This window comes from Paenisporosarcina sp. P4_D4, from assembly GCF_056401835.1.
The window spans coordinates 11947-34542 of record NZ_JBFUIO010000023.1; the positions used below are offsets into that span (position 1 = coordinate 11947).

19 protein-coding genes and 2 tRNA genes are annotated in these 22596 nt (G+C 41.4%); 2 read left to right on the forward strand and 19 right to left on the reverse strand.

The window, feature by feature from the left end; translation table 11 throughout:
• Positions 1 to 186: 186 nt before the first annotated feature.
• The 4 genes from ftsH to AC1DSL_RS07930 all read right to left on the reverse strand — a co-directional run bounded on the left by ftsH (position 187) and on the right by AC1DSL_RS07930 (position 6787).
• A complete protein-coding gene (gene ftsH / locus AC1DSL_RS07915) occupies positions 187 to 2193 on the reverse strand; it encodes an ATP-dependent zinc metalloprotease FtsH (protein ID WP_016429938.1) in 2007 nt (668 codons plus the stop codon).
• A 130-nt stretch (positions 2194 to 2323) separates the two neighbouring features.
• Positions 2324 to 2866, reverse strand: coding sequence for a hypoxanthine phosphoribosyltransferase (gene hpt / locus AC1DSL_RS07920; RefSeq protein ID WP_477531811.1), 543 nt, complete (start codon positions 2864 to 2866; stop codon positions 2324 to 2326).
• Between the two features lie 19 nt (positions 2867 to 2885).
• Positions 2886 to 4274, reverse strand: a complete 1389-nt coding sequence (tilS, locus tag AC1DSL_RS07925; protein ID WP_477531812.1) for a tRNA lysidine(34) synthetase TilS — start codon at positions 4272 to 4274, stop codon at positions 2886 to 2888.
• Positions 4275 to 4300: 26 nt separating this feature from the next.
• Positions 4301 to 6787, reverse strand: coding sequence for a SpoIIE family protein phosphatase (locus AC1DSL_RS07930; protein WP_016429941.1), 2487 nt, complete (start codon positions 6785 to 6787; stop codon positions 4301 to 4303).
• Positions 6788 to 6903: 116 nt separating this feature from the next.
• On the opposite strand from AC1DSL_RS07930, the gene AC1DSL_RS07935 reads away from it, so the two are divergent.
• Together AC1DSL_RS07935 and AC1DSL_RS07940 are read left to right on the forward strand one after the other, a co-directional pair.
• Positions 6904 to 6977, forward strand: a tRNA-Met gene (locus AC1DSL_RS07935).
• A 141-nt stretch (positions 6978 to 7118) separates the two neighbouring features.
• Positions 7119 to 7190 (forward strand) — tRNA-Glu (locus AC1DSL_RS07940).
• A gap of 87 nt (positions 7191 to 7277) precedes the next feature.
• Here AC1DSL_RS07940 and AC1DSL_RS07945 read toward each other — a convergent pair.
• The 15 genes from AC1DSL_RS07945 to glmU form a co-directional block, all read right to left on the reverse strand.
• A complete protein-coding gene (locus AC1DSL_RS07945; protein ID WP_477531813.1) occupies positions 7278 to 7736 on the reverse strand; it encodes a DinB family protein in 459 nt (152 codons plus the stop codon).
• A 134-nt stretch (positions 7737 to 7870) separates the two neighbouring features.
• Entirely contained in the window at positions 7871 to 8293 is a 423-nt protein-coding gene (locus AC1DSL_RS07950) for a S1 domain-containing RNA-binding protein (RefSeq protein WP_016429943.1), read from the reverse strand.
• A 124-nt stretch (positions 8294 to 8417) separates the two neighbouring features.
• Positions 8418 to 8834, reverse strand: a complete 417-nt coding sequence (locus AC1DSL_RS07955; protein ID WP_036660472.1) for an FtsB family cell division protein — start codon at positions 8832 to 8834, stop codon at positions 8418 to 8420.
• A gap of 80 nt (positions 8835 to 8914) precedes the next feature.
• Entirely contained in the window at positions 8915 to 9397 is a 483-nt protein-coding gene (gene yabQ, locus AC1DSL_RS07960; RefSeq protein ID WP_016429945.1) for a spore cortex biosynthesis protein YabQ, read from the reverse strand.
• Positions 9394 to 9693 carry a sporulation protein YabP gene (gene yabP, locus AC1DSL_RS07965; protein WP_016429946.1) on the reverse strand — a complete coding sequence of 100 codons (300 nt, stop codon included), beginning with the start codon at positions 9691 to 9693 and terminating at the stop codon, positions 9394 to 9396. The genes yabQ and yabP overlap by 4 nt, the downstream gene beginning before the upstream one ends.
• Before the next feature lie 83 nt (positions 9694 to 9776).
• Positions 9777 to 10067 (reverse strand): RNA-binding S4 domain-containing protein, encoded by a 291-nt coding sequence (locus AC1DSL_RS07970; protein WP_016429947.1) that lies wholly within the window; start codon positions 10065 to 10067, stop codon positions 9777 to 9779.
• A 1-nt stretch (position 10068) separates the two neighbouring features.
• Positions 10069 to 11532 carry a bifunctional methyltransferase/pyrophosphohydrolase YabN gene (yabN, locus tag AC1DSL_RS07975; protein WP_036660463.1) on the reverse strand — a complete coding sequence of 488 codons (1464 nt, stop codon included), beginning with the start codon at positions 11530 to 11532 and terminating at the stop codon, positions 10069 to 10071.
• A 5-nt stretch (positions 11533 to 11537) separates the two neighbouring features.
• Entirely contained in the window at positions 11538 to 13157 is a 1620-nt protein-coding gene (locus AC1DSL_RS07980; RefSeq protein WP_477531814.1) for a putative polysaccharide biosynthesis protein, read from the reverse strand.
• A 388-nt stretch (positions 13158 to 13545) separates the two neighbouring features.
• Positions 13546 to 14082 carry a stage V sporulation protein T gene (gene spoVT, locus AC1DSL_RS07985; RefSeq protein ID WP_016429950.1) on the reverse strand — a complete coding sequence of 179 codons (537 nt, stop codon included), beginning with the start codon at positions 14080 to 14082 and terminating at the stop codon, positions 13546 to 13548.
• Between the two features lie 90 nt (positions 14083 to 14172).
• Positions 14173 to 17715: a transcription-repair coupling factor gene (gene mfd / locus AC1DSL_RS07990; protein WP_477531815.1), complete on the reverse strand. Its 3543-nt coding sequence runs from the start codon at positions 17713 to 17715 to the stop codon at positions 14173 to 14175.
• 292 nt (positions 17716 to 18007) lie between these two features.
• Entirely contained in the window at positions 18008 to 18235 is a 228-nt protein-coding gene (locus tag AC1DSL_RS07995; RefSeq protein WP_016429952.1) for an anti-sigma-F factor Fin, read from the reverse strand.
• Between the two features lie 55 nt (positions 18236 to 18290).
• Positions 18291 to 18854 carry an aminoacyl-tRNA hydrolase gene (pth, locus tag AC1DSL_RS08000; protein ID WP_477531816.1) on the reverse strand — a complete coding sequence of 188 codons (564 nt, stop codon included), beginning with the start codon at positions 18852 to 18854 and terminating at the stop codon, positions 18291 to 18293.
• Between the two features lie 106 nt (positions 18855 to 18960).
• The gene (locus tag AC1DSL_RS08005; protein ID WP_477531817.1) at positions 18961 to 19617 is read right to left on the reverse strand and encodes a 50S ribosomal protein L25/general stress protein Ctc; all 657 of its coding nucleotides are present in this window, start codon (positions 19615 to 19617) and stop codon (positions 18961 to 18963) included.
• A gap of 75 nt (positions 19618 to 19692) precedes the next feature.
• Positions 19693 to 20652 (reverse strand): ribose-phosphate diphosphokinase, encoded by a 960-nt coding sequence (locus tag AC1DSL_RS08010; RefSeq protein ID WP_016429955.1) that lies wholly within the window; start codon positions 20650 to 20652, stop codon positions 19693 to 19695.
• Between the two features lie 24 nt (positions 20653 to 20676).
• Positions 20677 to 22038 (reverse strand): bifunctional UDP-N-acetylglucosamine diphosphorylase/glucosamine-1-phosphate N-acetyltransferase GlmU, encoded by a 1362-nt coding sequence (gene glmU, locus AC1DSL_RS08015; protein ID WP_477531818.1) that lies wholly within the window; start codon positions 22036 to 22038, stop codon positions 20677 to 20679.
• Positions 22039 to 22596 lie beyond the last annotated feature (558 nt).

Genomic DNA, 22596 nt, shown 5'->3' on the forward strand with positions numbered 1-22596 from the left:
GTTCGCACCTCCGCTTCAGAAACTTATTCGAAAATGAAATTTTCGATTCGTTTCTTCCACCGTCGGAGTCGAACTAAAGTTGCGCTTTCCGCTTTTCTGTAAGTCATCATACCATAACTCATCGTGCATAAAAAAGCTGATTGACTTCCGCGAAGGGAGGTCAATCAGCTCTAAGTGTTTTCTCTATTATTTACGATCTTCTTTTATGTCACCTGTAGGTTCAACCGTCGGTTCTTCCTTCGGTAAATCAGCAGTTGATGGATCGTTTGGTGCACCCGTAACATCTGGTGTCACTACGTCAACCTTTGTTTCTACATCATCTTTTTTGTCAGCAGCTTCATCTTTTGAAACTTCATGCGGACGAACCGGTAAAGTACCATGTTCTTTCAAGTGTAGAATTTGACCAGCATCAAGCGTTTCCACTTCAAGAAGTGTTTTCGCAATCAGCTCAAGCAAGTCGCGTTTTTCCGTCAAAATTTCTTTTGTGCGGGCGTACTGCTCTTTGATCATACTTTGCATTTCTTGGTCAATTTCGTATGCAATCGCATCTGAATAGTTTTGCTCAGAGTTGAAGTCACGACCTAAGAAGACGTTTCCGCCTTGTGCTTGACCAAACTGCATCGGTCCGAGTTTATCACTCATTCCGTATTCCGTTACCATACTTCTAGCAATGCTTGTTGCACGTTGGAAGTCATTGTGAGCTCCTGTCGACACTTCACCGAAGACAATATCTTCTGCTACACGTCCACCAAGTAGACCTGAAATCTTATCGAGTAACTCAGGCTTTGTCATGAAGTAACGATCTTCTTTTGGCAACATAACGGCATAGCCGCCTGCTTGCCCACGAGGAACGATGGTTACTTTATGAACAATTTCCGCGTCATCCAATGTCAATCCAATGACAACGTGCCCAGCTTCGTGGTAGGCCACAATATTACGTTCTTTTGTAGATATGACTTTACCCGTTTTCGCAGGACCTGCTATAACACGGTCGGTTGCTTCATCGATATCGGACATATCTATTTTTTTCTTATTACGACGAGCAGCAACTAAAGCCGCTTCGTTTAATAGATTTTCTAAATCTGCACCAGAAAACCCTGGTGTACGTTGTGCGATTGATTTTAAATCCACATGTTCATCTAAAGGTTTATTGCGGGCATGTACTTGAAGTACTGCTTCACGACCTTTAACATCCGGGCGACCAACCGTGATTTGACGGTCAAAACGTCCTGGACGAAGAAGAGCTGGATCTAGAATATCCGGGCGGTTCGTTGCAGCGATAATAATAATCCCTTCGTTTGCACCAAAACCATCCATTTCAACAAGTAACTGGTTCAAGGTTTGTTCGCGTTCATCGTGACCGCCACCAAGACCTGCTCCACGTTGACGACCTACTGCATCAATCTCATCAATGAAGATAATACATGGTGCATTTTTCTTTGCATTTTCGAAAAGGTCACGCACACGAGATGCCCCGACCCCAACAAACATTTCCACAAAGTCTGAACCACTGATTGAGAAGAAAGGTACGCCTGCTTCTCCTGCAACTGCACGAGCAAGCAACGTTTTACCAGTACCCGGAGGACCTACAAGAAGAATCCCTTTTGGAATACGCGCGCCGATAACATCAAATTTGCGAGGGTCTTTCAAGAATTCAACCACTTCAACAAGTTCTTGTTTCTCTTCGTCTGCACCTGCTACGTCATTGAAACGTACTTTTTTCTTTTCGTTGTCATATAATTTCGCTTTGCTTTTCCCAAAATTCATCACACGGTTTCCGCCACCCTGAGCTTGGTTCAACAGGAAGAAGAATAGGATGAAGATGATAATGAATGGTATTAAGCCAGTGAAGAATTGCACCCAACCACTTGTTTCAGGTGCTTTCAAGATTTTTACGTCTTCTGTTACTGCGGCATCAGAAATTTTCTTATGAAGAGATTCCATTTCAGGAGGAATATTGGTGACGAATTCTTCGTCTTCTTTATAATCCTTCATCTTGCCTCGTATTTCATAAACCCCTTGGTCCGGCTGCATGGAAAACTCTTTCACTTCTCCACTATCTAACGCTGTTATGAACTCGCCTAAATCGATTTCTTTGGTTGGTTCTTTCCCGCTGTTAAACGTACCAAAAATCCCGATAATCACGAGGAAAATTAATAAATAAAATATGGTGTATCGAAATATTCGATTCATCCCAAGCCTCCTCACAAAATATACAGAAAAACTATTGATAATCTTATCATACGCAGAAAAAAGGGTACAACGATATGCCTTGCTTTTTACATGCCATAATTAAATTCGTGACAGATTTTCGTCCGCTCTTTTAAAATGAGTAAACTTCTTTCTTTAAAACACCAATGTAAGGCAAGTTACGATATTTCTCCATGTAGTCCAATCCGTATCCTACTACAAACGCATCCGGCACTATAAAACCAACGTAATCTGCTTGTAAATCCACTTTACGGCCTGTAGGTTTGTCTAGTAATGTAACCACTTTAATCGATTTAGCTTTACGATATTTGAAAAGATCCACTAAATAGCTAAGAGTCAAACCGCTGTCGATAATATCTTCTAGAATCAATACATCACGGCCTTCAACACTTGTGTTCAAGTCCTTGACGATTTTCACTTCACCTGAGGAAACAGTTGCATTTCCATAACTGGAAACGTCCATGAAATCAATTTCCATGTATATATCCATACGTTTCATTAGGTCCGCCATAAAAGGCATTGCACCTTTTAGCACACCGACTGCAAGTGGAAACTTGTCGCTGTAATCAGCTGTTAATACTTCGCCTAGTTCACGAATTTTTGTTTGTAACTGCTCTTCAGAAATTAACACTTCTTGAATATCTTTTTCTAACATTTTGGGTTCCTCCTCAAGCTTAGTTGCTCTCTTTTTCAATCATAATCTTATGTGTCCAACCATCATGTGGTTGTGTGGTAAAACGTGTACCTAATCGTACCCCTGGTACACCAATAATTTCTTCTTGCTGCGTTATGAGTAATCGAATGTCATCACGGATTTGACGAGGCACCTTCTCGTCTATCAATAGACGTGACAATCGTTTGGGCTCCTTCATTCCTTTTAATAACAATCGATCTCCCGTCAACCTTCCTCTCGAACGAATTGGCAGCTCACTTGGCTCAAGTGTTATATACCATCCGTCCTCAAAACAAAATCCATCATCCCTGTTACATAACTTTATCCGCAAATCCGATCCGACAGAATGCCATTGACCAATGTCAATGGTTGTTGCGGAAGTGGGGGCGGAAGAGTTTGCACCATCAAAAGAAAAAAGCATCGTCGAGTAGTGGCGGTATCCTTTTCTTCCTTTTGGAAGGTGAACCTCACTTGAACCGTCACGTTCGAGACACTGGCTATGGATTTGATCAATAAGTGAATGACTTAACCATAATTTTTCATTAGGGTATAGATAGTTTAATAGTAGTAGAACGACCCTTTTTTGTAAAGCCAGCTCGATGTCTCGGAATCGATTTAAGTCAATCTCCAATGAATGGTGGGAAGAAAAAATGATTATTCCCTCATATTCTTTCACTGCAAACTTTTGCAGTAACTGTTCATCCTGTTGCTGTTGCAGTGTCCAATGTGAGATAGCCATAGCCACATTTGGGTTTTCTTCTTGAACCAGCGGCATAATATGATGGCGGAACCGATTACGCGTGTATGTATCCTTTTGGTTGCTTGAATCCTCACGATATGTATACTGCTGTATGTTCAAATACTGTTCGATTTGCTGTCGAGTAACGAATAACAGTGGTCGAATCAACTCACCAGTCCCGAAACTTCTTTTGGCGTACATCCCATTTGCTCGAGTACCCCTCGTCAACCCCATGAATACAGATTCCACTTGATCGTCAGCATGATGTGCTACTGCGAGTTTGTTATATTTTTTTTCTTTCATTGTTTGTTCAAAAAAGTGATAACGTTCACGACGGCATACATCTTGCAAGTTCCCATTTTCACTTTGCAAAATCTCTTGTATATCCAAGGTTTTGGTATAGAAAGGGATAATTAATTTTTGGCATAACGTTTCTACAAAACGTTCATCTGCGTCGGACTCTTCATCTCTCAGACCATGGTTTGCATGTATACAGCCAATGTCAATTCCCAAATTTTCTTTTTGCTGATGTAAAAAAGTGAGGAGCGCAACTGAATCTGCGCCCCCGGAACATGCGACAAGAAGTCGATCCCCTCCGCTTATCAATTGATGTTTCTGATTATACGTCAATATCTCATACCGAAAATCCAACTTCTTGTCACCTCCTTGCTTTTATTCTATTTTATCATTCTTTCCCGGGAAATATTTCGATAAGACGGTGAAAATAATGACCATTCTGGAACAGAGTGCTTCACTTTCACAACAATTAATGTTCGATCATCTTCTGCGGCGGGATATTTGCGACTGAATTCGGCAGCTAATAAATCAGCAAGTGAACCAGTAGGTGTTGATTCATATTTTCTCATCAATCGAATCAGTTCATTTTCTTGTTCTTCCAAAGAGTATTCTGGGGAGAACATGCCGTCTGACAGCATGACTAGAATATCTCCATCTTTTACAATACGTTCTTCCGCATCAACGGACATGGTTGGTAGGAACCCAATCGGTACACTTTGACTATCGATTTTCACACAGTCTTTCCCTCTCAGCAAATACGTAGACATGCTACCTGCTTTAAATGACCAAAGTTTTCCTTGTTGTAAATCAAGTAACGCTAAGTCAACCGTAGCATATAAGTCAGAATGGTGCTTAAGAGACATGACATAATGTAGTGTATGCATCGCTGTTTCAGGGTTCATTTGATGTTGCAAGCATTCACGCAACAAACGAATGACTTTTCTACTTTCGTGGTAAGCTTCCATGTCCTGCCCCATCCCATCCGATAATACGAATGCAACTAGCCCGCTATGCAAAGGAATGACACTATGAGCATCACCTGAGTAAACCGTATTCTGGAAAGACCTTGTAAACACCCCATAATCATATGTGAATCTAACTGCGGATTGGAATGTAATTTGAATATGAGCAAATGGATCTTGTATTTCAGTTGTACGACTAATTTCAAAAGGTTCATCATATAATTCATGAAGAATAGGAATGATCAATCGTTCTCCGACCATTTGATTCGTTTCCCATTCCGCTTGTTTCACCGGTAAACAACATACAATTTTCCTTGCTCCCGGTTCTTCAGACAGCATATCAATTTGAAAATGTGCAATTTTCGCGTCATCCAGACGTTTAGAAATCTTTTCTTCTTCTGATTCATGGTTTGCTTCATTTAGCTGAAGATCTGCCATCAGTTCGCTCACATGATTACTCATGTCACGTAGTTGATAGGCAAGCATTTTCTTACCATGAGCGTAGTGTCCAGCTAATTTATTGTTTGCGTATTCTTCTTCAAGTGCATCAATCAATCCACTTGAACGTACACATTTTTCTTGAATGCGATCATTTAAACGATAACGAACGCCGGATTTTGTTTGTCCACGCATCTCTTTCCATTCATCCACAATTGGGTACATGCCTTGATTTTCCGCACCCCAACATTTGTCTTTTCGGAAGCAAGACCCACAAACCGAGTAATCGGGTGTTTGGGTGGTCGACGCGATTTCTTTTTGAGTTGGGAAACGGTCGTTCACAAGTTGGGTGATGAACTCAACGAACTGTTGGAAATCATAAAGTTGTGTATTTACTTTGTCTGTCAACCATTGTTGTCTTTTAAAAAGCACGGAAGAAGGTTTCGGGAACAACTGATTTTGAGCATAGCTTATCCAAGAAGACGGCATGATGAAAAAAATCATCATTGCGAGAGCCAGTGAAGCAAAATAGACTTTATCAAGTGGTAGTGACGTGTCATATACGGTGAAGAAAAGAGCCGCGCCAATCGATCCGATGGCCATCCATAGGCGACCTTTATTTTGAAATAGTCCTGCGCACAATCCGGATAAGGCGTAAACGGCAATCATGCCGCTAAAAGATAATTGAGACAAACTCAGGATTGTTCCCATGATTGTGGCGACAGCAGTCCCTACGAATACCCCTCCCACGCTGACCGCCCCGAACAACATAACATGAACGAGAACAAGTGGAATGGAAATGAGCCCAAACAATAATCCACCCATTCCCGTTAGCATTAAAGCGCTTACCATTACAGCTGCCCCTATGCGTTCAAACGTCCACTTTGCAGTTGTTAAAGCGTGCATCGGGACAAACAATTGGAATAAAAAGACCGTCATGATTGCGGACAAAATGCTTTCATATAAAACGAGTAAGGAGACGGATAGTGGGATTTCTCCCCCGTACGATACCCATTGCCATCCAACCTGGACAAGCAATATCACCATAGCTACCTGGAACGGAATCAACTTTTTGTTCTTAACAACTTGACTCACCGCTTGGTAGCCACCAACTTGCAGGACGTGGAGGACGGTCTGCCCGATTCCGAGCGTCAAGCTCCCACTGAGGCCCCCAATCCAAACAAACGGTAAATAACGTGGGTACCGCCTTGCCACAATGGCCCAAATGGGTAGAAAAAATGGAACAGCCGCTTCAAACAAAACCGCTTTCGATAAGAAGAACGCAAAAAATAAAATAAGTACGGATAATGTGATTTTCAATTTTTTCTTTTTTACGACTTGCACCCAACGACTCCAAACAGGCATTTTCTTCACACCATCAGTTGTCCACGATTTCATGAAACCAATCCCTTCCCATACGATGTTTTTCATTATAGGAGAAGGTTTGTTTGAAGTTTGTCTATTCATGACAGCCCTCATAAAAAACATTTCGACGAAATATCAGAAGAAACGTGATATATTTTCAAAAGACTGCTTGACACACCCTATCTTCGCTTGTATTATTAAAAATGTTCTTTAACAAAGGCGGCCTAGCTCAGCTGGCTAGAGCGTACGGTTCATACCCGTGAGGTCGGGGGTTCGATCCCCTCGGCCGCCATACTGATGTACGCATCCTAAGTTCGCCGCGTCCTGCGGCAACGGATGCATGATCCACATCCTGTGGACCCAAGCGTAAAGTGCCACTCTAGCCCGACACCGGCGCTGGAAGCTAGACATTGAACGTAGCACTTTCCACCAAGGCCCCTTGGTCAAGCGGTTAAGACACCGCCCTTTCACGGCGGTAACACGGGTTCGAATCCCGTAGGGGTCATCCCAAAAACCCACAAGAGACATTGTTCTCTTGTGGGTTTTTTCTTGCGTTTTTTAAATGTAAGATGAATTATCCAAAATTCAATCTTCAACTACCGCGAACTTGCTCAATTTGTCGTTTATGATGCTCATCATGTTGAGAAAAATCGGTAAAATAGCTTGTAATCGACAAAGCGTGATCTCCGATGTGGAATCCTTTATCCCATTCAATCTCATCTAGTTCTTCAAGTTTTTGCGTGATGCGCTGACGTTCATTTTTCGCATACGTAACGGTTTCTTCAAATGTTTGTTCAGCAGCACGTGCTGCAGCTTTTGCATTAAACTCATCGAACGCAGGGAAATTTTCAAGTTTCGCACCTTCTTTCATGACAGGGAGTCGTTCTTCAAATGTAAAACGATCCCATTCAGCTAAGTGCATGACAATTTCATTGGGCGACCATTTGCCTGGAGCATACGGACTCATTGCCTCTTCCTTATTCATCGCTTGCAATGAATCCAACCAGGTTTGATAATTTTTATGAGTCTCCAGAATTTGTTGTTTCTTCATACCCCTCACTCCTTTCTATATAAATTTCGCTAAATCTCGTTAGGAATCCTTTTTTAAAACACAAAAAAACATCCCTGTATGACAACAGGGATGCTATACAAAACACTTTTTCTACGATTAAAACAGCCAGCAAATTATCCTCGTTTTGCGCCGCGACCGCCACGCTTCGATTCAGTTGCACGTTTTAAAGTGGACAAACGATCTTCACTATCTTTTAAGAAACGTGCCATTTTTTGCTCAAAATTCTCTTTAAACGGACGATCTCGATCGTTTTGACGATTATTTTGGCGTGGACGTTGAGGACGTTCTGGTCGCTCAGGTTGTGGCTTGGCTTTACGAATTGATAAGCCGATTTTGCCGTCAGCTTCCACATTCATCACTTTTACTTCAACCATATCTCCAACTTTCAAATGCTCGTTGATATCTTTCACATAGTTGTCAGCGACTTCACTGATATGAACAAGACCTGTTGAGCCACCTGGTAGTTCGACGAATGCGCCGAAATTTGTGATTCCTGTTACTTTACCTTGTACCTTGCTGCCTACTTCAATTGACATAAAAAAAATGCTCCTCCTTAAAAATTAAGCCGGCTTCTTTGAAGCCTTGTAATCGTAATAGCGGACCTAAAAATACAGGTCTCCATTCTTAATTATAGCCAACAAAAAAAGAGTGTCAATAAGACTACTCTTTTGAATCATTGTTTTTGTCTTCATTTTCTTCTTTTTCAGGGATTGCAAAAATGATYTCTCCCTCGTCAGATAGGAAGTATTCTTTTCTGGCAAGCTTCGCAATGTATTCATCATCATTTAATTTGAGAATTTGAGAATTCAACAAATCTTGTTGATCTTTCACTTCTTCCAAAGCTTGTAGCGCTTGTTCTTTTCTATCTTCCTTGGCAGCCAGAACACGAGATTGATTTACCATTGTATAAGTCAACCATCCCATCACCACAACTACAAGGACTGCAAATGCAGCCAAGCGTCTAAACAAACGGACTTTATGTGCTTTCTGGCGTTTTTCGTGGCGTTCAACCGAGCGGACATAATCTTTGTTGATGGAAGCAATATTACGTTTTTCTTCGTTACCATGATTATTCATACTCAAGTTGTTCACTCCTCGTCAGCCATAATTTGTCAACTGTTTTGTAGTTGCAATTATAACCGATAACAAGTGATAACTCAAGATTTTTCAGGGATTTTTAAAGGGGATTTTTGTATTAATTTTAAAATTTTTGTTATTAATTTAATAATAGGTCGTATAGGAATCATACATATTTTAACAAAAAGGAGGACAATTGAGCGAATAATCCTGATGATCAGTTGAATAACCCACCAGATCGGATACACGATTAAACGCATAAACACATGTCTTACGAATAGCAACGGCCTACGAAACCATAACTCATAGAGAATTATTCCGACGAGTTGAGCACACGGGTCGTATATTCGCCAAGTCCCATCTCTTAACTGAAATAATAAATAAAAGCTTGCAATTCCTAATCCCAACCATAAAAAAATTTCAATTATTTTATGGTAACGTCTTAATAGAGCACGTGGACGGAGAGCTTGGCAACTGTCACGAAAACTTTCAACTAAAAAACCTGTGGCCACGCCACTAACAATCATGGCCAACAGGCTTAAAAATTGATAAGAGATCGTCATCCAAACAATTTATGCAAGAAATTACGGCTTTGTTCACGTTCTTCTTCATCATATTGGAACGTGCGCACGTGACCTTCAAGTGTCAGCAACCCCTTGTCCACATCTAAATGAACAATGCGTAACTCTTCGCCTCTAATACTTAAATGACCTTGCGATGTACGTACAGCGAATTCTTCTTGGTCAAATCGCTCAATGGATTTGACAGATGTTAAGTCCATGCGTTTGCGGTTTCGCAAACTAACTACGTGATCTCCTGATGGAATCGTGATGGATGCATGTTCGGCTTGATATTGCATAAAATTCCTCCTTTACTTGTCCAGTCCATTTACTATATGCAGGCAAACAAAAAAGCATGACCAGATTTGGCCATGCTCTTTATTTAATCTTCATCATCTATAAATTCAGGGTCGACTTTCTCCAGTCGCTCTTCTTTTAAGATGCTATACATCATCGTGGATTCTTCTTTTTTAACTGCATCTTTTAGCATTTCGATGCGAGCCGTCACAACTTTCTGCCCGAAACGGATGGCTAATTCATCGCCTACCTTCACAACGGAGCTGGCTTTACTTACTTTGCCATTAATCGTGATGCGGCCTTGATCAGCGACTTCTTTTGCAAGTGTACGTCGTTTAATCAGTCGTGATACTTTTAAAAATTTATCTAATCTCATGTCATTCATCCCCTTTTGCTTGTTTAGCCTGTTGCCAAAATTCTTCGAGTTCATCCAACGTGTATGCGCCGAATTCACCCTTGCCCTTCGTCACACTGTCTTCGACGTAGTGAAAACGGGTTTTGAATTTTCGATTCGCATGCATCATTGCTTCTTCAGGCGAAAGCCCGTAAAAGCGCGCTACATTGACAATCGTAAATAGCACATCGCCCAACTCATCCAGCTGTGATGTTGCTGAACCATTTAAAATTTCATGTCTGAATTCTTCCCATTCCTCTTCAAATTTCAACCAGGCACCCTCTGCTTCCGGCCAGTCAAACCCTACTTTCGCGGCGGCTTTTTGGAAATTGTACGAAGTTAAAAGTGAAGATTCCGAGCGCTCTTGTCCATACAGAATTCGGGTTTTGTCGTTGCCTTTTTCTGCTGACTTCAGTTGTTGCCAATTGCGCAACACGTCCTCTGAATTTTCTACTTCCACATCGCCAAAAACATGCGGATGTCTACGAATCATTTTCGAAGATACGCTTTCAAGAACATCTTCCAAACTGAAATATCCTTCATCTTCTCCGATTTGAGCATGTAAAAACACTTGCAGCAACACGTCTCCGAGTTCTTCAATCATTCCATCGTCATCCTGATCGTTTACAGCTTGTAAAAATTCATGTACTTCTTCTATTAAATATTTCTTTAACGTTTCATGTGTTTGTTCACGGTCCCACGGACAACCATCTGGTGCACGCAGCTTCGCAATAATTTCTCTAAATGTGGACCACTCTTTCAAGCGTTCTTCACGGTTATTAGCAGGTGGGACATAAACGGTCGTCAAATTGTTCAATTCAGCAGCACGGTCCAGCTCATACAAAGGTACGGTGCGGAGTACTTCTCCACTTGAGCCAGCTGCTGTGACGATGGTAACCGGGTAGTCTTCCGGATATTTTTCCATTAACGTCAACTTTACCTCGGATGCACTGTAGGCATCATATACTTGTGCAATCAATACATGTTGGGACATCTGGACATCATCCCGTTTGAACATTGTTCCATCAAGTAATTGAAAACCTTCAATAGGATCAATACGCAGAGCATTGAAAATTGGGTCCAGGAAACTTTGTCCGCCCACAATTTCAAGTTGAATACGCCCCTCTTTTTCTGCATCCACCAACCATTGAACAGTCTGTTCAGCCACTAATGGATGACCCGGAACAGCATAAAACAACGGACCGGATTGAGATAGTGTAATTAGCGTTTCGACAATCTCTTTATATACCGCTTCAAATGCATCATGTTTTTCATAAACTGCATCAAAGCTTTCGTATGAAATGCCTTCATCCTTTAATTCTTGTAATACGGGATGTTCAGCTGTTCGCACATACAGTCGTTGTGCTTTCAGCAATGTTTTATATACACCTAACGGCAATTGTTCCAAGTCCCCTGCCCCAAGACCAAGCACTGTAATTGTATTCATAAGAATCACCACTTTCTTTTTTTACCGTAAAGCCACAATTGAATCATGGCCATTCTTCGTCCGAGTGGTAATAAGAACCATTCCTTCTCGGCAATTATTCGACTTTTGGCGATGTAAAGCAAAAATACAGTTGCACCTAAACCCACGCTTGTGAGGGCCGTCAACATCGCGGCGAAGCGACTGGAAAGTCCATCAAATAACCAACCATCGGCTACATACATCCATGTTAATACGCTACAAATCATTAATAATGAAGCGACACTTAAATGACCATAAAATCTGGTATTCGCAAAACGAATCTTCCAAATTGAATAGACATAGACATATAAACTGATTGCAATGAAGGCGAAGCCAACATTACTGGCAATTGCAGCTCCCATAATTCCCATCTTAGGCAACAACCAAGCATTACACAACCACTTCAATACGAGTCCCACAATCAGCAAAAATGCAGGAAGGACCACTTTCCCCAACCCTTGCAATAAAGAAGTCATCGTTAAAATTAATGAAAGCCAAAAGATTTGGATGCAAAATACCATCAATGTGGCGGATAAATCTCTTGTTTCAAACAACATTTCATTAACTGGCGGTAACACTAGAATTAGTCCCAGTGTGGCTGCGGTTCCAAATAAAAGAGCAATTCGAAACGTTAATTGCGCATATGGAATCGCATTTCGTCCTGTCTTCTTTTGCGTTGTGTGAGCAATCAACGGAACGATGGAAAGTGACAAGGTTGAAGCGATGAGAATGCCCATTTGGACGAGGGGCAATCCTCTGTCATACGTGCCTTTCGTTTCCATTGCAGTTATTCGGTCCATCCCTGTTTCCGTCAAACTACTGAAGATTGTAAAAGAGTCTACCATTTGAAAAAAAAGTAAAATAAGCGAGCTCATGCTGACACTTAAACTAATAATGGTCAAATCCTTGATAATGGGTCCAACTTTAACGTGCTTATGAAATCTCATTCCTACTTCATGTTTGGTTTTTTTACGAACAAATAATAAAAGCAACACAATGCCTGCAATCTCACCAACGATAGCACCTAACAAAGCAGTGCTTCCGGCAACATACAAAGACGCGCCTGTTTTCACCACAATAAATGTTCCCACTAAAATAACCGTCACCCGAACCGTTTGCTCCACTACTTGTCCATAAGCGACTGGCTCCATTCGACCTTCCGCTTGAAAAGATCCTTTCAACAAAGCCAACACTGGCATCAATAATACGACAAAAGAGCCAGTACGTAGTAATTGCGCAAGTTCCCCATCCCCCATCCAACGAGCCAGCACATCGGCTCCCGAGAACAACAAGGAAAAACTGATGATTGATATTACGCTTAAATAAATAAAAGCAGTTCGTAAAATGGTTACTCGTTGATAAGATTCTGGTTGGTCATGTGCATCGGCCAATAGTTTTGAAATGGCTACCGCAAAGCCATACGATGTCCAAACGGTTAGCACTCCAATGAATGGATAGACTTGCTGGTATATGTAAAACCCTTGATCTCCCACAATGTTTTGAAAAGGGATTCTGTAGACTGCGCTTAGCGCTTTGACGATTAAGGCGGCAATGGTTAATAAAACTGTGCCTTTCATAAATTTTTGCATCGTCCATTCATTGTTCATAGTTGTTCCTCATTCCAATCACCAGTGGCTCGTTCCATGCACGGAATTCCGCGCTTTTGATGAGTATATTATAACACGAAAAAAACGTCTTCTTATTTGATTAAGAAGACGCTTTTCGCTTTTCAGTTCCAGTTCAAGTTCCGATACCACTTCACGTAACAGTGTCTAGTTACGTACGCCAGTCCGCGGGCCCTTTGGGGTCAGAAAGGCGATTCATTCGCCTTTCATCCTTCCAGCGCCGGCGTCGGTCTACCACGGCGTACTTCACTTTTCAGTGTCTAGTTACGTACGCCAGACCGCACCTAAGCTTCAGGCTCTCCTGCGAAAACAAGTTTTCGAGTCGATCCTTCCAGCGCCAGCGTCGGTCTACCACGGCGCACTTCACTTTTCAGTGTTCCATTTGTTTGGCTAGGAAATGGGCTGCTGTTTCTACTGCTTTGATTTCGGCTTCACCGATGAAGTGGACTTTTGAGAGTAAGTAGACCGCGCCGATTGGATCACCACTAGCAATGATTGGTGCTACACAATACGATTTGACTTGTTCTACTTGTCCCGGAATCCATTCTACCGATTTTTCGATTTTTTCCGTAACGATGGTTCGCATTTGTAGAATGTCTTCTGCTTGAGAAGACAGTCGACGGTTCAAATAATCTTTTTTTGATACACCTGCTACTGCAATCATTTCGTCACGGTCGCTAATCAAAGCGGGAGTGCCAAGTGTCGCATAAAGCGTTTCAGCATACTCCTGAGCAAAATCACCGAGTTCATTAATTGGGGAATACTTTTTTAAAATGACTTCGCCGTCGCGGTCCGTAAATATTTCGAGTGGATCTCCTTCACGGATGCGAAGCGTTCTTCTAATTTCCTTCGGAATGACGACACGGCCTAGGTCATCAATTCGTCTGACGATACCTGTAGCTTTCATCTTTGTTGCCTCACTTTCGACAGAATTCAAATTTCTTTGATTTCTATCTCAGTATGCGTCATGTTTGGATAAAATATGCAAGCGTCTCCATTACTCCCCAACAAAGGAATTCACTTCTTTTCGAGCTTCAGGCAAATGCTTCATCATGGCTTCCAAAACATCGAATGGATGATGTTTTGCAGTTTTCTTTTCATCAATTGTTACAAGTAATTGTTGTTGGTTATTCATTTGGAAACCAACCGCTCGCCCATAGTCCATTGAAGATTCCACTAACATGGCACCATTCGTATTTTGTGTGCCTTTTTTCGATAATTTTATGACCAATTGTTTTTGTTGTTCTTTAATCGATTCAACACCTGAAATTTTTGCCCAAACTTTAATACGGGCGATTCGCATTAAGCGTTCTGCTTCAATCGGCATATTTCCAAAACGGTCAATTAATTCATCCACTAAATCTTCGTAGTCTTTCTCACTATCAACAGCTTTAATGCGTTTATACATCTGAATTTTTTGGAATCCGTCAGGAATGTAAGCATCTGGCAAATAGGCATCAAACGGCAAGGAAATCTCGACATCAAGCACTTCTTCCTGTTTCACGCCGGTTTGTTTCTCTTCGATTGCTTCTTGTAACATTTGTGCGTATAAATCAAATCCAACCGAATCAATAAAGCCATGTTGCTGTGAACCAAGTAGATTCCCCGCTCCGCGAATCGATAAATCACGCATGGCAATTTTAAATCCTGAACCGAGCTCGGTAAATTCTTTAATAGCTTGCAATCGTTTTTCAGCGACATCTGTCAGCACTTTATCCCGTTGGTACATGAAGTACGCATAAGCCACACGGTTTGAACGGCCGACACGACCTCTTAGTTGATACAGTTGAGAGAGTCCCATGCGATCTGCATTTTGCACTATAAGTGTATTAACATTAGGGATATCAATCCCTGTTTCAATAATCGTTGTAGTAACGAGTACATCGTAATCGCCCTCCAAAAATGCCAGAATGACGGACTCTAACTCTCTTTCAGTCATTTGCCCATGTGCAAAGCCAACACGTGCTTCAGGCACAAGCATTTGGATTTCCTCCACTTTGCGTGCCATATCTTCTACACGATTGTATAGATAAAACGCTTGGCCTCCTCGCGCCATTTCACGTTCTATGGCTTCTCGCACTAATGCACCGTTCTGTTCCATTACATATGTCTGCACCGGGAAACGATTGGCTGGTGGCGTTTCGATTACCGATAAATCACGTACACCTATCATCGACATATGTAGTGTCCTTGGAATTGGAGTCGCTGTTAACGTCAAGACATCTACATTCGTTTTCAATTGCTTGATTTTTTCTTTATGTGTCACACCAAAGCGTTGTTCTTCATCGACAATAAGCAATCCTAAATCGTGATACACAATGTCTTTTGATAATAAACGATGTGTGCCCACGACTACATCGATTGTGCCTGCTTTTAATCCTTTTGTAGTTTCGGTTTGTTGCTTTTTCGAACGGAATCGACTCAACAAACCAACTTCCACAGGGAAATCGGCAAATCGCTCTTTCATTGTTTCGTAATGCTGTTGTGCCAAGATGGTCGTCGGTACAAGGAAGGCCACTTGTTTACTGTCCTGCACAGCTTTAAAAGCGGCACGAATTGCCACTTCCGTCTTGCCGTACCCAACATCCCCACAAATCAAGCGGTCCATTGGTCGTTCTTTTTCCATATCACGTTTAACTTCTTCAATGGAGCGCAATTGATCGTCTGTTTCTTCATATGGAAAAGCCGTTTCAAAAGCTTGCTGCATATCTTGATCAGGCTCAAAAGCATGCCCTTTTTCAGATTCGCGTTTGGCATATAGTTTTATTAAGTCGTCCGCAATATCTTGTACTGCTGCCGAGACTTTAGTTTTTGTTTTCTTCCAGTCTGCGCCACCTAACTTATGGAGCTTAGGCTCTCTCTCTTCCGAAGCGACATATTTTTGAATTTGATCGATTTGATCGACCGGTACAAACAATTTATCTTCCGCACGGTAGCGAATGTGCAAATAGTCTTTGTGAATGCCATTGATTTCAAGCGTTTCAATGCCTATATATTTCCCAATCCCGTGGTGAATATGAACAATATGATCACCAGGTTTGATTTCGGAGTAACTTTTGATTCGTTCAGCATTCGTCATTTTTTGTGGACGTGATTTCTTTTTAGGTCGCTGTTTAAATAGTTCCTCGTCCGTCATTAAGGCAATTCGTTGGAGTGGCAATTCAAAACCACTCGAAATTTCTCCATCGATAATATATATCCCTGGTTGATCTGGTGCTTCTTGTTTCGTAAGGACATGACTGTCCATCCCGTAATCTTCCAAAACGTCTTTTACTTTTTTCTGACGTTCATTTCCTTCAGCCAAGACAAAAATAAAGAACTTGCCGGCTTCAAACCGTTCCATTTCGTTTTTTAGGACACTCATTTGCCCATGGAAATGTTGCATTGGTTTACAAGAAAACGCAATCGATTTCTTTAATGAAATACCCGAGAAAGTACGAGCAAACAAAGAAAAATAAATTTTCTTCTGATCCAACATCCCAAGAATTTCTTTAAAACTGAACGAAAGCTTTACATCATGAACCGTCTTGCCTTCTTCAAGCAATGAAACATACCAATCTTTCTCTTCACGTTCCAATGAATCCGTTGTCTCTTGTATACGGCCGAGCTCATCAAATAACACCAAACCGTCTTGAGCAAAATAATCGCCCAGGAAAGTAGGGTGGTCTTCGAGAATGGATACATACTTCGTCATTTGTTCTGGAATATCGCCTTGTCTCAGCAATTCGATGTCATGATTGATATGTTGAAGCAGAAGTTCTTTCGTTTCGGGCTTCTTCAATTTTTTTAAACTACCAGCCAATGATTCTTCTAATTTCTCAGCCAGAATCATAAGTTGTTGTCGCGTCCACACAAATTCCGTTGCTGGCAGGATACAGACTTCTTTCAGCTTTTCAATGGAACGCTGATCTTCCGCAGAAAACGTGCGTATTGAATCCACTTCAGTATCGAAAAATTCAAGACGTACTGGATGTTGCAAGTAAATCGGATAAATATCCAAAATACCTCCACGCAAAGCAAACTCTCCCGGCGCGGTAACCATTGCTTGTCTGGAGTAACCCATCGCCACTAACTGATCCAGCCATTCGTCCATTTTCACTTCTTGTCCGATAGCTGTTTCTAGGCGACTCGCTCTCCATTGAGCTAAATTTGGCATATGGCGACGAAGACCTGCAATTGGTGTGATGACAACTCCTCGTTTTTGGGACAGCATGAAATCAAGCGTTTCAATACGCTCTGCACGAAGCTCTGGACTCGATACAGACAAATCTGCCGCGATTAATTCATCAGCTGGATATAAACGAACTTCATCTTCACCTAGCAGCTTTACCATATCTTCAAACAATCGCTGTGCCTGTAATAGATTCGGGGACACTACTAAAATTGGTCTCTCCGTCTCCTTTGCCATAGAGTGTATAAATAGTGGACGGGCTCCTCCCGTGAGGCCTGTCACAAGCTGCTGATCGACTCCAGTTTGAAGATCTGTCAGCAACGTCTTTATATGATGGTCTTTCATAAATAATTGATGTAATGGTTCCATACGAACCTCCTTATAAGAAAAGCGCAAAGAGCCAATCTAGTCCGACTCCGGTGCTGGAAGTCCGATTCGAAAGCCTGCTTTCGCATGATATTGGGATGGAAGGCTAAATCCGCGACATCGTGTCGCGACGCCTTCATCACCAACATCCTGTTGGCCCAAGCTTAGGTGCGGGCTGGCACTTGGAGCTAGACATGAAAAGATAGAGATGTGTTCTATCACTCTAATAACCAAAAACCAGTGCTATCTAAACAGAAAAAGGCTTTGTGCGCGAGACCCGCGCCAAAGCTTATTCTTATTGTATCCACTTTTGTATAGCATAGTAGTTTGGGTTATCTCGTAGAGATTTTTCACAATGCTCACAAATGCTGGACACTGTTAATGTTCCTTCTTCATCTTGTGTGAAGAACTCTTCTGCAAATTCTTCTCTCATTTGCTTTACTCGACCATGCTGCAGAGCGGATTGGCCTGATAGCTGCCCCATTTCTGTCTTGCAGTGCCGACACTTTACATGAATTGCCATAGTACGGACCGGCCTCCTTTTTCAAAGTATAGACCGGTCGAACTCAATTTATTCCTTATGCACCATTAAAACGATTCATCACTTCAAGAAAAGGTGAAGATAACCAATCTTCGCAGGCATCTGCACTTTTTTTCAATGCTTCATCCATCAAAGGTTTTTCCTCTGATGTAAACCTTGATAAAACATAGTCAGGTACCTTCATGCCTGCAGGTGGGCGATCTACGCCTACTCGGATGCGATTGAAGTTTTGTGTACCTAAATGATGTATCAACGATTTAATGCCATTATGCCCGCCTGCACTGCCTTTTTGACGAAGTCTCAGTTTACCTACCGACAGATCCAGGTCATCATAAATGACCACAATATCTTCTTCTGCTATTTCGTAGTAATCCATCATCGGGACCACACATTCGCCAGAAAGATTCATATAAGTAAGCGGTTTAACGAGTAAAACTTTTCCTTCAGGTCTATGTACTATAGAGTACATTCCTTTGAACTTCATTTGATTCAATGGAGAATTGTATCGATTTGCCAACTCATCCACCACATCAAAACCAATATTATGCCTTGTGTGTTCATACGGTTTCCCCGGGTTGCCGAGTCCGATAATCATTTTCATAAACGATACGTCCTTTATCTTCTGAATGATTCCCATTTTACCACAAAGCACATAGTTCATAAAAAAATGGGACTGTCCAAAGACAATCCCATTTTGATTATACTGGTTATTCTTTTGTTTCTGCTTTTGGATGGCCTTCAATTTTAGACGCTTCTTCGCTTTCTCCGTCTTCCGCTACAGCTGGTTCATCAGCAGTAGTTTCTAACTCTTCATCCGAACGAGGCGCAGAAACGGATACTAACGTGAAATCATCTTCATTCAAGATATTATATTCAGATTTATCACGAATATCAGCAACTGTTAATGTCTCACCAATTGCAAGACCCGATACATCTACTTCAATTGAATCTGGAATTGCAGAAGGTTTTACTTTAATTGTAACTTCACGATTTGGTTGGCTCAAAACGCCGCCTTCTTTAACGACAGCTGAATCGCCAGTTATGACAATCGTTACGTTAACATCTAATTCATCAGACATATTGATGGCCAAGAAATCAGCATGGACGAACTTACCTTTCAAAACGTCCATTTGGTAGTCACTTAATACTACATTTACTGGTTTACCATCAACGTCTAATTTCATTACACCGTTGCGCCCAACCTCACGAAGTGTTTTTAATAAATCCAATTCGCTAACTGCGATTGAAGAAGATTCTGTTTTATAACCATATACGACTGCAGGCACAAAGCCCTCATCGCGTAATTTCGTTAAATTAGATCGTTTACCTATTTCACGTGATTGTGTTTTTACTGTTGTAGCCATCTATTTTCACTCTCCTGTGTAAGTCATTCTGGTATTATGTTTACCCAACTTACAGAAAATGAAACATTCGACGCATCAATCGAATAAAGTGCTGACAGATTTCTCTTCAAACACACGAACAATTGCTTCAGCTAAAAGATGGGCAACTGACAATTGAATGATTTTTGGAGAATTCTTTTCTTCAGGTAATTCGATTGAGTTCGTGATGACTAACTCTTTAATTACTGAGTTATCGATACGTTCGATTGCTGGACCTGATAATACAGGATGTGTACAGCATGCATATACTTCTTTCGCGCCACTTTCTACTAATGCATTCGCAGCGATTGTAATTGTACCCGCTGTATCAATGATATCGTCGATTAGGATGGCTATTTTGCCTTCCACATTACCAACAATGTTCATTACTTCTGCAACATTAGGACGCGGGCGACGTTTGTCGATGATGGCAATTGGTGCTTTCAATCTATCTGCCATTTTGCGTGCACGTGTAACTCCACCGTGATCAGGAGAAACAATCACGATTTCAGATGGGTCAATGTTTTTCTCTAAGAAGTAGTCAGACAAAATAGGTACCGCGATTAAATGATCGATTAAAATATCGAAGAAACCTTGGATTTGAGGTGCATGCAAATCTAACACGATAGCACGAGTTGCACCAGCAGTTTCAAGAAGGTTTGCCACTAATTTAGCCGTGATTGGTTCACGAGCACGTGCTTTACGGTCTTGGCGGGCATAACCATAGTAAGGAAGAACAACGTTAACTGTGCGTGCTGAAGCACGTTTCACAGCATCTACCATAATTAAAAGCTCCATTAAGTTTTCATTTACAGGAGAAGAAGTTGACTGAATGATGAAGACGTCACAGCCACGAATACTTTCTTCAATGTTTATTTGAACTTCACCATCACTAAAACGGTTTACGGAAATTTTCCCTAGAGATACCCCAACTTCATCCGCCAATTCTTTCGCAAGTGAATGGTTTGAGTTTAATGAAAAGATTTTTAATTTAGTATCTGCATAATGGTAAGCCATGATGTTCCTCCTATTATTTTAAGTTTAGTTTTTTTTGACATATCCTTCTTTGTTTTCTTGACGGGCTCGACCAATTGCCAAAGCTTGTGCTGGCACATTTTTCGTAATGGTCGATCCAGCCGCTACATAAGCGCCTTGACCAATGCTGACAGGAGCAATCAAATTTGAATTACACCCTACGAATGAATCATTCTCAATTGTTGTAACAAATTTATTCTTACCATCATAGTTCACTGTAATCGTACCACAGCCAATATTTACTCGTTCACCAACCTCAGCATCACCAATATAACTTAGGTGTGATACTTTCGATTGGTTACCTAATTTCGTTTTCTTAATTTCTACAAAGTTGCCGATTTTTGCAGCATTGCCAATTTCTGAATCTGGGCGAATGTGTGCAAACGGACCAACAGCCGTATCTTCCCCAATAACACTTTGAGTGACAACGGACGAATGGACAGTTGTACGATGACCGATTCTGCTGTTTGTGATATGACTATTCGGACCAATCAGGCAATCTTCCCCGATTTCACTGACTCCTTCAATTATGACACCAGGTTGCAACACAGTATCTGAACCGATTACCGCATCCGCGCTGATGAATGTATTTGTTGGATTAATAATAGTTACACCGTTGCGCATATGTTTCTCAACGATCCGCTCGCGCATCAATGTTTCAGCTTGCGATAGTGCCACACGATCATTTACGCCTAGAGTCTCTTCAAAATCATCTGTCGCATAAGCAGAAATGATAGAGCCCTGGTTTTTCAATATTTCAATAACATCCGGTAAATAATATTCACCTTGAGAATTATCATTTTTCACAAGTTTTAACGCTGCGAATAAGGATTCATTGTCAAAGCAGTATGTGCCAGAGTTAATTTCTTTCACTTTTTGTTCTTCAGGCGAAGCATCTTTTTGTTCCACGATGCGTTCAACATGTCCTTCTGCATTACGAATAATGCGGCCATAACCTGTAGGATTTTCAGGAATCCCAGTAAGAATCGTTGCTTTCGCAGCCGTTTCGTGATGGTGTGCTAGAAGCGCTTTCATTGTTTCTGGGCGAATCAGCGGAGTATCACCACAAATGACAAGAGTTGTCCCAGATAGATTTCCTAATACCTCACTTGCCTGCAATACTGCATGGGCCGTACCGAGTTGTTGTTCTTGAAGTGCGTACTCACTACGGCTTCCCAGTTGATCCTGTACTTTTTCAGCACCGTGGCCAACGATTGTCACAATTCGTTCGGCTCCAATACCTTGAATGTGATCGATCACATGTTCAACCATCGGTTTGCCACAGACAGGATGTAGTACTTTATATAATTTGGACTTCATACGTGTACCTTGACCAGCAGCTAATACCACTGCATATGTTTGTGCCATCTAGTGAGTCCTCCAATAGGTTCAATTTACTCTTTTGACTATAGCCGAAATAGACCCGTAATTCAAGGAAATCCCGCTTGACAAATTGATGACAAAACCATTATTATTAACCTTTTTTATTTAAAAAATCTAAGAGACACTCTTGATTTTGTACTAAAGCTTGGAGATGCCCACAAAGATAAGCACAAAATCTCTCCCTCGCCAGACTCCGGCCAAGGCACAGACCTTCTCTAATTTTGGGTTTTTTGTCCATTTACTATGTGCAGACTAGCTTTTGAAACTAGACATTAAAAAGGACTTCTCACCCTAAGGTGGAAGTCCTTTCAGCTTTTTGACAAAAGAATAATTAATATAAAAGTATAAAACTTGAGTACTTATTTTTTGCACTCTATCGAAAAAGATTGTGGTCGGCTATTTCTTTCGCTTTCCGCGGACGAAACGCTAGCCTCCTCGGCTCAGCTGTCATGACAGCTGAGCCTGTGGGGTCTAGCTTGTTTCGTTTTTCCGCAGGAGTCTTCAGAAATAGCCAACCACCTTCCAACTTAAATATTTTGCAGA